This is a genomic window from Streptomyces cyslabdanicus, from assembly GCF_052663305.1.
This window is the reverse complement of sequence record NZ_JBQRUW010000016.1, coordinates 223032-236077: the sequence shown is the minus strand read 5'-3', so window position 1 is coordinate 236077 and position 13046 is coordinate 223032. Positions and strand designations below refer to the sequence as shown.

Annotated in this window: 12 protein-coding genes and 1 pseudogene; 6 read left to right on the top strand and 7 right to left on the bottom strand. The window is 69.2% G+C overall.

Annotated elements, in window-relative coordinates; translation table 11 throughout:
- The 3 genes from exaC to ACTYVM_RS11555 all read left to right on the top strand — a co-directional run bounded on the left by exaC (nucleotide 1) and on the right by ACTYVM_RS11555 (nucleotide 4630).
- A complete protein-coding gene (exaC, locus tag ACTYVM_RS11565; RefSeq protein ID WP_445525831.1) occupies nucleotides 1–1524 on the top strand; it encodes an acetaldehyde dehydrogenase ExaC in 1524 nt (507 codons plus the stop codon).
- A gap of 404 nt (nucleotides 1525–1928) precedes the next feature.
- Nucleotides 1929–2936, top strand: a complete 1008-nt coding sequence (locus tag ACTYVM_RS11560) for an MFS transporter (RefSeq protein WP_445525830.1) — start codon at nucleotides 1929–1931, stop codon at nucleotides 2934–2936.
- A 38-nt stretch (nucleotides 2937–2974) separates the two neighbouring features.
- On the top strand, nucleotides 2975–4630 hold the full coding sequence (locus ACTYVM_RS11555; protein ID WP_445525829.1) for an amidohydrolase: 1656 nt from the start codon (nucleotides 2975–2977) through the stop codon (nucleotides 4628–4630).
- A gap of 102 nt (nucleotides 4631–4732) precedes the next feature.
- Here the strand turns inward: ACTYVM_RS11555 and ACTYVM_RS11550 are convergent, their stop codons facing one another.
- Complete coding sequence (locus ACTYVM_RS11550) at nucleotides 4733–5224, bottom strand: MarR family winged helix-turn-helix transcriptional regulator (protein WP_161243444.1); 492 nt, start codon at nucleotides 5222–5224, stop codon at nucleotides 4733–4735.
- A 120-nt stretch (nucleotides 5225–5344) separates the two neighbouring features.
- Between ACTYVM_RS11550 and ACTYVM_RS11545 the strand changes: the two genes are divergently transcribed.
- The gene (locus ACTYVM_RS11545) at nucleotides 5345–6928 is read left to right on the top strand and encodes an MFS transporter (RefSeq protein WP_445525828.1); all 1584 of its coding nucleotides are present in this window, start codon (nucleotides 5345–5347) and stop codon (nucleotides 6926–6928) included.
- Nucleotides 6929–7094: 166 nt separating this feature from the next.
- On the opposite strand, the gene ACTYVM_RS11540 is transcribed toward ACTYVM_RS11545, so the two are convergent.
- Nucleotides 7095–7295, bottom strand: a complete 201-nt coding sequence (locus ACTYVM_RS11540; RefSeq protein ID WP_445525827.1) for a hypothetical protein — start codon at nucleotides 7293–7295, stop codon at nucleotides 7095–7097.
- The gene (locus ACTYVM_RS11535) at nucleotides 7292–7537 is read right to left on the bottom strand and encodes a nuclear transport factor 2 family protein (protein ID WP_445525826.1); all 246 of its coding nucleotides are present in this window, start codon (nucleotides 7535–7537) and stop codon (nucleotides 7292–7294) included. The genes ACTYVM_RS11540 and ACTYVM_RS11535 overlap by 4 nt, the downstream gene beginning before the upstream one ends.
- Nucleotides 7538–7912: 375 nt before the next feature.
- Between ACTYVM_RS11535 and ACTYVM_RS11530 the strand changes: the two genes are divergently transcribed.
- A complete protein-coding gene (locus ACTYVM_RS11530; protein ID WP_445525940.1) occupies nucleotides 7913–8428 on the top strand; it encodes a transposase in 516 nt (171 codons plus the stop codon).
- A 3-nt stretch (nucleotides 8429–8431) separates the two neighbouring features.
- On the opposite strand, the gene ACTYVM_RS11525 is transcribed toward ACTYVM_RS11530, so the two are convergent.
- Complete coding sequence (locus ACTYVM_RS11525; RefSeq protein ID WP_445525825.1) at nucleotides 8432–9526, bottom strand: alanine racemase; 1095 nt, start codon at nucleotides 9524–9526, stop codon at nucleotides 8432–8434.
- A 122-nt stretch (nucleotides 9527–9648) separates the two neighbouring features.
- On the opposite strand from ACTYVM_RS11525, the gene ACTYVM_RS11520 reads away from it, so the two are divergent.
- Complete coding sequence (locus ACTYVM_RS11520) at nucleotides 9649–10251, top strand: SMI1/KNR4 family protein (RefSeq protein ID WP_445525824.1); 603 nt, start codon at nucleotides 9649–9651, stop codon at nucleotides 10249–10251.
- Here ACTYVM_RS11520 and ACTYVM_RS11515 read toward each other — a convergent pair.
- From ACTYVM_RS11515 to ACTYVM_RS11505, 3 genes and pseudogenes are all read right to left on the bottom strand, one after another.
- Nucleotides 10220–10821: pseudogene (locus ACTYVM_RS11515) on the bottom strand (IS5 family transposase); the annotation flags it as partial. The gene ACTYVM_RS11520 and the pseudogene ACTYVM_RS11515 sit on opposite strands and share 32 nt — an antisense overlap.
- A 231-nt stretch (nucleotides 10822–11052) precedes the next feature.
- Nucleotides 11053–11388, bottom strand: coding sequence for a hypothetical protein (locus ACTYVM_RS11510; protein WP_445525823.1), 336 nt, complete (start codon nucleotides 11386–11388; stop codon nucleotides 11053–11055).
- A 265-nt stretch (nucleotides 11389–11653) separates the two neighbouring features.
- On the bottom strand, nucleotides 11654–11869 hold the full coding sequence (locus ACTYVM_RS11505; protein ID WP_445525822.1) for a hypothetical protein: 216 nt from the start codon (nucleotides 11867–11869) through the stop codon (nucleotides 11654–11656).
- Between the last annotated feature and the right edge of the window lie 1177 nt (nucleotides 11870–13046).

Here is a 13046-nt window from a genome sequence, read left to right as displayed (position 1 = left end):
ATGACCCGTTACGCGGCGCCCGGCACCGAGGGCGCGATCGTCTCCTACCAGGCGCGCTACGACCACTTCATCGGCGGCGAATACGTACCGCCGGCCCGCGGACAGTACTTCGAGAACCCCTCGCCGGTGAACGGACAGCCGTTCACGGAGGTCGCGCGCGGAACGGCGGAGGACGTCGAGCGGGCGCTGGACGCGGCGCACGCGGCCGCCCCGGGCTGGGGCCGCACATCCGTGGCCGAACGCTCCGGCGTCCTGCTGAAGATCGCCGACCGTATGGAGGCCAACCTCGAATCCCTGGCGGTCGCCGAGAGCTGGGAGAACGGCAAGCCGGTCCGTGAGACGCTGGCGGCCGACATCCCGCTGGCCATCGACCACTTCCGCTACTTCGCGGGTGCGATCAGGGCGCAGGAGGGTTCGCTCGGGGAGATCGACCACGACACGGTGGCGTACCACTTCCACGAGCCGCTCGGGGTGGTCGCGCAGATCATCCCGTGGAACTTCCCGATCCTCATGGCCGCCTGGAAGCTGGCGCCCGCGCTCGCCGCGGGCAACGCGGTGGTGCTCAAGCCGGCCGAGCAGACCCCGGCCTCGATCCACTATTGGATGAGCCTGGTCTCCGACCTGCTGCCGCCCGGGGTGCTGAACATCGTCAACGGCTTCGGCGTGGAGGCCGGGAAGCCGCTCGCCTCCAGCCCTCGCGTGGCGAAGGTGGCGTTCACGGGCGAGACGACCACAGGGCGGCTGATCATGCAGTACGCCGCCGAGAACATCAAGCCGGTCACGCTGGAGCTCGGCGGCAAGTCGCCGAACATCTTCTTCGACGACGTCTCGGCGGCGGACGACGACTTCCTCGACAAGGCGCTCGAGGGCTTCACGATGTTCGCGCTCAACCAGGGCGAGGTGTGCACCTGCCCGTCCCGGGCGCTGATCCAGCGCGGTCACTACGCGGAGTTCGTCGAGGCGGCGGTCGCCCGCACCAAGCTCATCACGACGGGCCATCCCCTCGACACCGACACCATGATCGGCGCCCAGGCCTCCAACGACCAGCTGGAAAAGATCCTCTCCTACCTGGACATCGGCCGGCAGGAGGGAGCGCGCGTCCTGACCGGCGGCGAACGCATCGAACACGAAGGTGAGCTGAAGGGCGGCTACTACGTCCAGCCGACCATCTTCGAGGGCGACAACCGGATGCGGATCTTCCAGGAGGAGATCTTCGGCCCGGTGGTCTCGGTGACGTCCTTCGACGATTTCGACGACGCCATCAAGACCGCCAACGACACGCTGTACGGTCTGGGCGCGGGTGTGTGGACCCGGGACACCGGCACCGCCTACCGCGCGGGCCGCGCCATCCAGGCGGGCCGCATCTGGACGAACTGCTACCACGCCTACCCCGCGCACTCCGCCTTCGGCGGCTACAAGCAGTCGGGAATCGGCCGCGAGACCCACAAGATGATGCTGGACCACTACCAGCAGACCAAGAACATTCTTTGTTCTTACAGCCCTCAGAAACTTGGCTTCTTCTAGAGCCTGAAGTCGGGTTGCTTGGAGGCATCGTTGCGCTCCAGGCAACCCGCCATAAAAGATACTCACTGTAATCAATTGGATTCTTAAAGCTATCGTCTGGCATCCGAGGGAGTTCCCGCCGGACCATTCGCGGACCAAAGAGCTCCGAAGGACACAACCCACGAGCCGCCCGCTCACGAGCGCAGCGATCCGTCGATACCCGTAAGCAGCGCCGAACCGTCGGCAGCACTGGGAGAGCTCTTCGGCCTCATAGCCGCCCTGAACGAATCCGTATCGCGAGCGAAGTCTCCTCGCGGCGAGAACGGCCCTGCCGACGTGCACGAGCTGCCGAAGACCACGAAGAGGACAGCCCGGAAGGGCCGGCAAGGAGGCTGCCGCGAGGAAGCCCGCCCCCAGCTCCTGACGTGAACGAGGCGGTTGTCAGTGCCGCGGTTCTCGCTCCCGTGCTGCTCACCCTCCTGCGCGCGGTGCAGGGCATCGCGGTCGGCGGTGAATGGGGCGGCGCGGTCCTCATGGCGTCCGAGAGCGCGCCCAAGGGGCGGGCCTCCTTCTTCGCGATGCTGGTGCAGCAGGGCTCACCTGCCGGCGCGATCCTGGCCACCCTCGTCTTCCTCGCCGCGGGCACCCTGGACGACACGGCCTTCCTGACCTGGGGCTGGCGTGTGCCGTTCCTGCTCTCGGGACTGCTCGTCGTCGTGGGCCTCCTGATTCGGCTGAAGGTCGAGGAGTCGGACGACTTCGCCCGGGTCAAGCAGCGCGGCGACGTGGTGAAGCTCCCCGTCGCCGAGGTGCTGCGCGCCGGCTGGCGCGTGGTGCTGCTCGGCATCGGCGCCTCGATCATGGGCATCTCCGCCGCGTACTTCACCAACACGTTCGTGCTCTCCTGGACCACCAACGAACTGCACATGAACCGGCAGACGATGCTCTACATCCTGCTCGGGCTCTCCGTGGCGCAGTTCGTGTGGCAGCCGATCGCCGCGCTGATCTCCGAACGGGTCGGCGAGGCCCGGTTCATGGTGTGCTCACTGCTCGCCAACGTCGTCGTCGCCGTCCCGATGTTCCTCCTGATCAACACGGTACGGCCGCTTCTCGTGTTCCTCGGCATCGCGCTCGCCATGATCAGCGGCTCCGGGTACTACGCCGTCCTGGCCGGTTTCCTCGCCCGCGCCTTCCCGTCCCGCGTCCGCTACACCGGCATCTCCCTGTCGTACCAGCTGTGTTCGACACTCATCGGCGGCACGACCCCGCTGGTGGCGCAGGCTCTGCTGACGTCGGGCGGCGGCTCCATCTGGCCCGTGGTCGCGTTTTACGCCGTCCAGCTGCTGCTCACCACGGCCTGTGTCGCCGTACTCGCCCGGGTCACCGACCGGCGGGCAGCGCAGCCGCAGACCGCCGCGGCGACGGCCGTCTGACCCACCTACCCGCCCCTCCCCTCAAGGAGTCGATCCCCGTGCGCCTCGACGCCGTGTTCCGCGACGGACGCTTCACCACCCTCGACCCGGACCGCCCCACGGCCACCTCGCTCGGCGTCCTCGGCGGCCGGATCGTCGCCCTCGACGAGGAGTTGGCGGGCTGCACCGCCGACACGGTCGTCGACCTCGGCGGCGCGCACGCGGTCCCCGGCTTCAACGACGCGCACCACCACCTCAGTTACGTCGGCAAGGGGCTGCGCGAGCTGGACCTCTCGTACGCGGTCGTGCCCAGCCTGGACGCGCTGTACGCCGCGGTCGCCGAGCGGGCCGCACGGCTGCCCGAGGGCGCCTGGGTGCTCGGCGCGGGCTACGACCAGAACAAGATCGGCGCCCACCCGACCGCCGAGGCCCTCGACAGGGCGTCCGGAGGCCGTCCGGTCTGGCTGGTGCACACCTCCCACCACATGGCCGTCGCCAGTACGGCGGCGTCCGCGCGGGCCGGGCACACCGACCTGTCCGCCGTGCCCGACGTGCCCGGTGGCCATGTCGTACGCGACGCGGAAGGACGGGCCGAAGGGCTGCTCCAGGAGACCGCGATGCACCTGGTCGAGCGGGTGCTGCGCCCGGAGCCGGCCGAGGAGTGGGTCGCCCACATCGCCACCGGCGCGCGGGCCGCCCTCAAGGTGGGCCTGACCAGCGTGACGGAGCCGGGCATCGGCACCGTCGACGGCATCGGCAACGGGCCCGCCGACCTGGACGCCTACCTCCACGCACGCGAACGGGGCCTGCTCGGCGTGCGGATGACGGTCATGCCGTACATCACCACGCTGCACGACTGCGACACCTTCGAACCGGGCGCCACCTGGTACGGCCTCGACCTCGGCCTGCGCAGCGGGCTCGGCGACGAGTGGCTGCGGATCGGGCCGACCAAGATGATGTCGGACGGCTCACTGATCGGCCGGTCGGCGGCGATGTGCTGCGACTACCACGACGCACCCGGCAACAGCGGACTGCTCCAGCACGAGCCCGAGCAGATCCGCCGCTACATCGTCGAGGCGCACCGCTGCGGCTGGCAGATCGCCACGCACGCGATCGGGGACGCCGCCCTCGACGTCGTACTCGACGCGTACGAGGAGGCGCAGCGGCTGCACCCGCGCGCCGATGTCCGCCACCGCGTCGAGCACGCGGCCGTGACCAGCGACGCCCAGGTCGCCCGTATCGCCGAGCTCGGCCTGATCCCGGTGCCGCAGGGCCGGTTCCTGTCCGAGACCGGCGACGGGCTCCTCGCGGCGCTCGGACCGGTCCGCAGTCAACTCCTCTACCGCATGCGGTCGTTCCTGGACGCGGGCGCGGTGCTTCCCGGCTCCTCGGACGCCCCCGTGGTCGCCTCCGACCCGCTCCTCAGCATGCACGACATGGTCAACCGCCGCACCGCCTCGGGCGCCCCGATCGCCCCGCACGAGGCGGTCACGGCGCGTCAGGCGCTGCACGCGTACACGGTCGGCTCGGCCCACGCCGTCCACGAGGAGCACGTCAAGGGCACCCTGGCGCGTGGCATGCTCGCCGACTTCGCGGTGCTCAGCGACGACCTCCTCGGCGTGGCCCCGGACCGCATCGCGGACCTGACGATCGGGGCCACGGTCGTCGGCGGACGGGTGGCGTACGACGCGGGGGCGTTGAGGACCGTGGCCTGAGTGCTCCGCCGGGCTCGCCCTCCGGGGTCTCCCAGCCCCCGTCGGCACCCGGGAACCGCCGCACCCCTGATGGCGACCCCATCACCGCGTCAGGTCAGCCGGTCAGGAGTCCGCCCCGCGGGCCGCGGCCATGGTGGATTCGTAGACGCGCAAGGTATCGAGGAAAAGGCCGCGTTCTCGCGGGGTGAGCCTCTCGAAAGCGGCGCGCCAGGCGACCGCGCCGGCGGCGAGCCAGTCCTCGACGGCGTCCTGTTGTTCGGAGGCGATGGCGATGATGGCGCGGCGCCGGTCGGAAGGGTCTTCGCGGCGCTCCAGCACGCCTTGCCGGGTGAGATCGCCGACCATGAGGCTCACCGTGGTGGGCGCCACCTCCAGGCGGCGGGCCAGCTCGTTGACGCCGAGCGGCCCGTCGAAGACCAGGTAGCCCATGAGCGACAGATGGCGCGGCGCGAGGTTGAAGGAGCGCAGCCCGGGCGGCGGGGGTGTCCGCTTGGTGCGGGCGACCACGCGCGGCATCAGCAGCAGGATCGCGCGGATCGCCTCGTCCACGTCCGGCGCGCCCGCGTCCTCGGCAGGCTCAGGATCGGTTGACATGCCTCACACTTCCAAATAGCTTTGCTCTCAAAGCAAAGCATTTTCCTTGTGACGATGCTAGCCCGAGGCGTCGCCACAGGCCACCAAGTGCCCGGAAAGAGCTCCGGAAAGAGCGAGGTCATGCCCGACAACGCCCTCCCCCAGGACCTGGCAGCCTCGGCGGCCGGGCCCCCCTTCTCCCCCGCGACCCTGGTCGTCCCCGAGCCTCGCTACAGCCCCAAACGCTGGCTCGCGCTGGCGGTGACCCTGCTCGCGGTCCTGATGGACATGGTCGACGCGACCGTGATCAACGTCGCGCTGCCGTCGCTGCGCGAGGACCTGCACGCCTCCTCCACCCAGCTCGAGTGGTCGGTGGCCGGCTACACCCTGGCGTTCGCCGCTGGGATGATCGCCGGCGGCCGGCTCGGCGACCGCTACGGCCGGCGGCTGATCTTCATGGTGGGCCTGGCCGCCTTCACCGTCACATCCGCGCTGGCGGGGCTCGCCAACGGGCCCGACATGCTGATCGCCACCCGGGTGCTGCAAGGTGCCTCCGCCGCGCTGATGGTGCCGCAGGTCCTCGCCATGGTGCAGGTGGAGTTCCCCAAGGCCGAGCAGCCGAAGGCGATGTCGATGTACGGCATGACGTTCGCGCTCGGCGGCCTGGGCGGGCCGCTGCTCGGCGGTGTCCTGCTGGACGCGGACCTGTTCGGCGAGGGCTGGCGGCCGATCTTCTACGTCAATGTGCCGATCGGACTGCTCGGTCTGCTGGGTGCCTGGCTGCTGGCCCGCGAGTCCCGCCGGGAGGACGCGCCGGGCGCCGACCTGACCGGCACGCTCATCGTCACCGTCGGCCTGGTGGCCCTGCTCTACCCGCTGGTCGAGGGGCGCACCCTGGACTGGCCGTGGTGGACGGTGGTGCTCATGCTGCTGTGCCCGGTTGTTCTGTTCCTCTTCCACCGGTACGAGCAGGGCGTGGTCCGGCGCGGCAGGGCGCCGCTGATCGACCCTGACCTGTTCCGCTTCCGCGGCGCGGTCGGCGGCTTGCTGGTCGCGGTGGTCTTCTTCGGCGGCACCGCGTACACGCTGGTGCTCACCGTCCATCTGCAGACCGGCATCGGCTACTCGCCGTTGCACACCGCGCTGTCGATGATCCCGTTCACCGTCGGCGTGGGTGCCGGCTCCGGGTTCGCACCCCAACTGATGGTGCTGGGGCGGCGGCTGGTGGCAGCCGGGTCCCTCGTCATGGCGGTCGGCATGACGGTGGTGCTGCTCACCATCGACCGCTACGGCAGCGGGCTGCACTCCTGGCAGTTGATCCCGGGGCTCGTCGTCTCCGGCTTCGGCATGGCGATGGTGGCCGGCACGCTGGTCAACATCGTGCTGGCGAAGGTGCCGCGGGAACACTCCGGACCGGCCTCGTCCCTGGTCAACACCACCATCCAGGTGGGCGTGGCGGCCGGTGTGGCGCTCATCGGCACCGTGTACTTCGGGCAGTTGGAGGACGGACACTCGCCGGTGCGTTCGGCGGAGGTCGGACTGTGGGTGGTCGTCGGGCTGTATGTGCTGTCGGCGGCGGTGGCGTTCGTACTGCCCGCCGGGCGGGTGGAACCCATCGACGAGACGGCCGAGGAGGCGACCGCCGGCGTGCGGGTGGACGCGGCGGGTCCGGGCGACGGCGAGGTGGCGGAGGCTGCGGCGCGGCCGTCGGTGCGACAGCCCTGAGGCCTTCGTTCGGATGAGGCCGGATCAGCCCGGCCCTTGTCCGAACGAGAGGCCGTGGCGGTACTCCTGGTCGTCGGCGCGGATGCGACGACGACCGGGGGGGTCCCCGGACCCGGTCCGGTGGCGCAACCCCCGTCGCGCCACCGGACAGGCCCGTTTCCTCCGGTCAGCCGGCCGGCGGGCGGTCGATGTCGTCGCGGGTGATCGTGCGACTGAGCATGAGCAGACCGCCGTCGCGCCGTACGAGGGTGTCGCGCACCACGCAGCTCGGCTCGAACCGCACGAAGCCGTCCCGGGCGGTCACGCTGACCACGGCGTAGTAGGTGGTCTCCAGGGTGCCGTCAGCGGTCTCCTCGGCGGCCATCATGTCGAACCAGTGGCGCGGCCGGCCCCCTGGTAGCGCGCCTCCGCGGCCTCGGCGGCGGCCCCGATCGCCTCGCGCCCCTCGAGCACCCTCCGACCGCCGGCCAGTGTGAACACGCCGTCCTCCACGAACGTCTTGGCGAACCCGGCGAAGTCCCCGCCGTCCATCATGTGCATCTGTCGCGCGTAGAAGTGCAGTACCTCCGCGTAGACCTCCGGCGCGGCAGCCGATCGCGTGCTGGCCATGGATGTCGACCTCCGGACTGACGGCGGCCACCCCCGGCGGCCGCACACGAACAGGACTCCGCGATCGTGACGGTGCGGGCTCGAACCCCGATCGAGCCCTTGGTGGGGCCGGACGTCATAGGGTGGGCGCCGCCGAGTGCGCCCGGCCGTCGCACGGGCGGGAGGGGGCCATGCGCTACCTGGCTGGAAGGGGAGGCCGGTTTCGGGGTCCAGGCTCACCTGCTGCCACCCACGGCAAGCCATCCGCGCACCCGGCTTCTAGGCCTGGACGCGGTCCGCGGTCCGCGGTCGGATGAAACTCCTCGACGCCCCGCACTCGACTCCTAAGAGATCGTCTCAACTGGCTTGATCCTTAGGCTGGTGGGCGTGATGGCGATGGTAGAGCGTTTAGCACCGGACGGGTTGTGGGCGTTGTTTCAGCGGGTGGTGCCGGCCGCTCCGATGCGGCCACAGGGCGGGGGCCGACCCAGGTACGGGGACCGGCAGGTGCTGGCAGCCATTGTGTTCGTGGCCACGACGGGATGTACGTGGCGCCAGCTGCCGCCCGACTTCGGCCCGTCTGGGCCGACCGCGCATCAGCCGCCGACCCGCTCTCGCCGTGGACCGCGCCGGCGGCGGCCTGCCAAGCTCCACGCCGACAAGGGGTACGACTACGACCGCCTGCGACGGTGGCTCCGCGGCCGGAACATCGTCCCGCGCATCGCACGCAAGGGGATTGAGTCCTCGCAGCGGCTGGGCCGCCACCGTCGGACCGTGGAACGGACGGTGGCCTGGCTGGCCGGGTGCCGCCGACTTCACCGTCGCTACGAGCGCAAGGCCGAACACTTCCTTGCCTTCGCCGGGATAGCCGCAACTCTGATCTGCTACCGCCGTCTCTCCCGCCTGAAGTGATGCTCAGGTATTAGCCCCTCGTGCCGTGACCTGCCAGTGGTCGATCACCTTGCGGTCTCGGACGACCAGCAGTTCATCGGCGAGATTCACCGGCGTGCAGATGTGGTTGGGGACGACAGAGATCACCGACCCGAGGCGTGGCCCCCTCACGCCTTCCGGAAGGCGGACCACGGCGTGGTGCTCCCACAACCCGGTGATGGATCCCTTCGGGAACTGGGGCAGGTAGCCGTGGCCCGTCACCCAAGGCGACCGATCGGAGCCGAGGACCTTACTGCCGACGTCCAGCACGAAGCGGTCCGGGGCGGGAACGCTGATCACCGTCGCCGCAGCGACCAGCGCCAGGTCCTCCACCCCACAGGTGCCGATGGCCAACTGGGTGGCGTCATTGAAGACGTAGACACCCGGCCGCAACTCGTTCACCACGCCTGGCTGCCACTGCCCCACCGTCGGAGTCGACCCGCCACTGACCACATGGACGCCGAGCCCGAGATCCCGCAGCACCTGCGCGGCCTCGCCCAGCGTATGCTCCTCGTCTCGTGCGGCGCGCTCACGTGCCCGCGCGTCGTGACCATAGCCATGTCCAGGAAACGTGAAGACGCCGGCAACATTGAGTCCCGCATCGGCGGCCGCCTTCCCGACCTCACCAGCCATGTGAGGCTGCACTCCCGTGCGACGGCACCCGCTGTCGACCTCGACAAGAACCTCGACTGGCCGGTCGCTGCCACGCACCGCGGTCCCCAGCCGCTGCGCGCCTTCGACCGACTCCACGCCGACTCTCAGAGCAGCGTCGTCAGCCAACCGGCGCAGCCGCTGCGCCTTGTCGGCATCGAGCCACACGGGGTACGCGATGAACAGGTCGTCCACGCCAACCCGGGCAAAGGCCTCGGCTTCGCCGATCGTGGCCACCGACAACCCGCGCGCACCAGCCTGAAGCTGAAGGTCCCCGATCTGCGCGCACTTGTGAGCCTTGGCGTGCGGACGCAGGGCAAACCCTTGAGCCCGCGAAGCCTCAGCCATCCGCGAGATGTTGCTTTCCAGCACATCCGGATCGACCACCAGTGCCGGCGTAGCCAGCCCATCAGGCAGCAGTATCGCCATCTCTTGCCTCCCACCGCGGAACACGTCGAGATGATCATGGCAGGTCGGCAGACGAGGGCCACAGAGCAATCACCCCAGGGCATACGTACCAATCGAGACGACCTCTCACTGATCGTTTCAAAGTGAGATTCGACCGCATGGAGCCTGGCCGGTTGGAGAGTCTTATGCTCGCGGCGACGGTGGAACTGGGGCTGCCAGATGCGAGAGGTAGGGACGGGATGCACCGGCTGTCCGATACTCGGCCGAGGAGTGTGCTGTCCGAGGCGGAGGTTCGGTCCTTCGAGCGGCAGCACGGGGTCACGCTTCCCAGGGAGTACCGAGAGTTCCTGATGACCGTCGGAGACGGCGGCCCAGGCCCGTACCACGGCATTTGGTCCCTGAGCGAGTCGTACGGTCCCGGGGACGAGGCCTGGTGGCCTGGATTCCTCGCGACACCGTTCCTGCACACTCAGGCGGTGAACCCGGACGACCTCGACGACGACTACGACCAGGACCGGCTCGTCACCGGTTCAATGATCATCTCGGACATGGGGTGCGGCGCTTTCGTTCGACTTGTGGTCACCGGAACAGTCAGCGGCCAGGTCTGGTTCGACACCCTCGGGATAGACGACACGTTGACACCGGGGCCGGCCTTCGGGGACTGGTACCGGGCGTGGGCCGCCAGCTGGCCCCGACGTGTGATCACCTCTTTGCTCAAGCTCCGCGGAGCCGCCGGAGGCAGATGAGACCGCAGGCCAGTTCGAGCAGGCCCTGGTGGAGGTCGGCGCGTCGTTCATAGCGGGTGCGGAGCCGCTTGAACTGGTGCAGCCAGGCGAAGGCGCGCTCGACCACCCAGCGAACCTTTCCCAGGCCGGAACCATGAGCGACGCCGCGCCGGGCGATCATCGGCTTGATGCCGCGCTTCCACAGCAGGCGGCGGTACTTGTCGAAGTCGTAGCCCCGGTCGGCGTAGAGGCTCCGGGGCTTGCGGCGCGGGCGTCCCCGCAGCCCCCGGACCGGTGGAACCGCGTCCAGCAGCGGCAGGAGCTGGGTGATGTCGTGTCGGTTCCCGCCGGTGAGTGTGACAGCGAGTGGGGTGCCGTGGCGGTCGACGATCAGATGGTGCATGGAGCCAGGGCGGGCCCGGTCGACGGGCGAGGGGCCGACGTGATCCCCCCTTTGAGGGCTCGGATGTGTGAGCCATCCACGGCGCAGTCGTCCAGGTCCAGGAGCTCTGCCCGGCGCAGTTCGGTGAGAAGAGCGGCGTGCAGGCGCGGCCAGACGCCGGCCTCGGTCCAGTCCCGCAGCCGACGCCAGGCCCCGAGCAGCATCAGCCTACGACTGGCTCGGCGGGGTGCACACACAGGACCGCCCTCCTGGGCGCCTCGGGCGGGCGGTCGGCGGTTGGCGATCATGCCAGGCCATCGCCTGTGGGCAGTACGACGTGGCGCGCCAGGTATCTCCCGGGTCTCTACCCCGCACGGCAGCGGAAGGGTCCCGTCGCCTGGTCCCGACCTGAGCCACGGCGCCCGCCGCGACGGGCTGCGTCAGAGTCCGCGGCGATGGGCCTCCCGCCAGATCCACGCCGCACGCTGGCCGGCGCGCTCCGCCCGCTCCCAGGCCTCGCCGGTGATGTGATCCGAGATCGGACTTGGCTCGCCGTTCGGTTCCAGCAGCAGATCGGCCTTCAAGGTCAGCGGCAGCATGTCCGCGCTCGCGTAGCAGTCTGCCCAGCTGATGCTGTGGCCCGACGGAGGGCACGCGAAGTCCGCGTGCACGGTGGCCAGCAGCTTGTGATCAGGCTCCCCACCGAGATCTGTCTCATGAGGTTCTGGCAGAAGGCGGGCGATGAACTTCGCGGCGTTGACGCGGCCCGTGATCATCGAGTCCTCCAGGACTTTTGTGCAGCCGCACCCAGACTGCGATAGGCCCCGCGCCCGACTTGACAGTGCAGCACCGGACGCACGGCCGGTGCGCATAACTTCCCTCGGGCTGGCGAGGGTTGGGGCATGTGGCACACATCCCGCCGTACGGTGGTGCCCGCGCACGGCAAGGCCTCTCTGCGACGGCGGGGGCCTCTTCTCGGTGAGCCGGGTGACACGAGCCGCTCTTCACGCTCCCGTACAGCGCACGCGGGGCGGCCGGCCATCAGTGCCGACGGCGACTGCTCTCAAGGGCCGCAGAGATGGTGCGCACGGAGACGGGGTTCTCTGGTGGCGGCTTCGACACGCCATCGCCGACGCGCTCCTGTCGGGCCGCTCTCACTCTCTGTGCGATCACGGACCGCTCTTGTCGGACTCGTTCCTGAAGCCTCTTGGCCTGCCTGGCGGCCTTGGCGGCTTTGGTGCGCTTCTTCTTCGCCATGTCCCAATCCTGATGACTCTCAGAGGCGTTGAACAGGCCCCGGGGGCCGTCAGTCATCAGTCCCCGGCATGCTCGAAGTCCAGCGCTACTCACAGTCCGGCTGAGCCGCATACCCGGCGCGTCATACACAAGCCAGGCAGCAAGGGGCGGGGCCCGCGGTGTTGCGCCGCAGCGCACATAATGACGATATTCGAATCTATTATCGTTTTTTCTCGGGAACTTCACTCGGGTGCGGGAATTCTGCCCACGCGGGGCCATTTGATCCGCTTTACTCAGCACGACGCCGATGTTCGGACCTCTTTCGACCTGCGGGTGTGTCGTACCCGTACCGACTGTGCCATTCGGCTGGTCGGCGCAGGCTCGCTGTTTGAAAGAGGAGGGGCATGCGTCGCATGTGGCGTCGTCTCAAGGAGGCGCTGAGGCAATTTGCTGAGCGGGTTGGTCGTCGGGCCGCGCTCGTACGTGCCAGTAGAAGCTAGGGCCGTGCGGAGCGTCTGGCCCGCGACCTCATCGTGGCGACGTTTCCAGTCGTCGTCGGTGTGGTCGTGACCTGGTTCCTGCACGGCCGATAGCCCACCCAGGTGGCCCCACTGCTTGCCGGCGGCCGGGGCCACCACCTTTATCTGAAGGCCGATCGCCGCAACGCAAGTCTGTGGCTAGACCTCACCCCAGCGCACCTAGTGGTGCGTTCGGGTGGACAAGACATTAGCGCCCACGGACTTAGTATGCGACTTAGTTGGCAATTAAGTCGGCGACTATTTTGGGCGCAACGGATCCGTTAGCCCCATCAGCCATCGTTACGCGGCTTGCTATTGCTCAGCTTACATAACGAGAAGACATCGCCTGACCTGCGCAAACCCTGGTTTGGTGTTCAGTTGGCCGCCTCTCACGCGGGCTGCCGCTTCTGCGACGGCGGCCATGCCGGGCGGCGAACGCCTCGGTGACGGTGGCTCCGAACCAGCGGACGGCGGGGCCTTCGGCACGGCCGGCGAAGCTGGCACCCGGACAGCCGACGACGAGGCCCCCGCCGTGATGGTGGGGGCCTCGTCTGGGTGAGCGAGGTGACAGGGGTCGCCCTTCAGGCTCGCGGCAGCCTGCCGGTGCAGTCACCCGTAGGCCGGACCGGTCTACCCATCCCTGTACGTCAACCCTCGGTGGGAATCCTTGGCAGAGGCCT

What these genes read in the sequence shown, in the direction of transcription:
- exaC (WP_445525831.1), top strand. Translation starts at nt 1, where the DNA reads ATGACCCGTTACGCGGCGCCCGGCACCGAGGGCGCGATCGTCTCCTAC.
- ACTYVM_RS11550 (WP_161243444.1), bottom strand. Translation starts at nt 5,224, where the DNA reads ATGTCAACCGATCCTGAGCCTGCCGAGGACGCGGGCGCGCCGGACGTG.
- ACTYVM_RS11545 (WP_445525828.1), top strand. Translation starts at nt 5,345, where the DNA reads ATGCCCGACAACGCCCTCCCCCAGGACCTGGCAGCCTCGGCGGCCGGG.
- ACTYVM_RS11540 (WP_445525827.1), bottom strand. Translation starts at nt 7,295, where the DNA reads ATGATGGCCGCCGAGGAGACCGCTGACGGCACCCTGGAGACCACCTAC.
- ACTYVM_RS11535 (WP_445525826.1), bottom strand. Translation starts at nt 7,537, where the DNA reads ATGGCCAGCACGCGATCGGCTGCCGCGCCGGAGGTCTACGCGGAGGTA.
- ACTYVM_RS11530 (WP_445525940.1), top strand. Translation starts at nt 7,913, where the DNA reads ATGGTAGAGCGTTTAGCACCGGACGGGTTGTGGGCGTTGTTTCAGCGG.
- ACTYVM_RS11525 (WP_445525825.1), bottom strand. Translation starts at nt 9,526, where the DNA reads ATGGCGATACTGCTGCCTGATGGGCTGGCTACGCCGGCACTGGTGGTC.
- ACTYVM_RS11510 (WP_445525823.1), bottom strand. Translation starts at nt 11,388, where the DNA reads ATGATCACGGGCCGCGTCAACGCCGCGAAGTTCATCGCCCGCCTTCTG.
- ACTYVM_RS11505 (WP_445525822.1), bottom strand. Translation starts at nt 11,869, where the DNA reads ATGGCGAAGAAGAAGCGCACCAAAGCCGCCAAGGCCGCCAGGCAGGCC.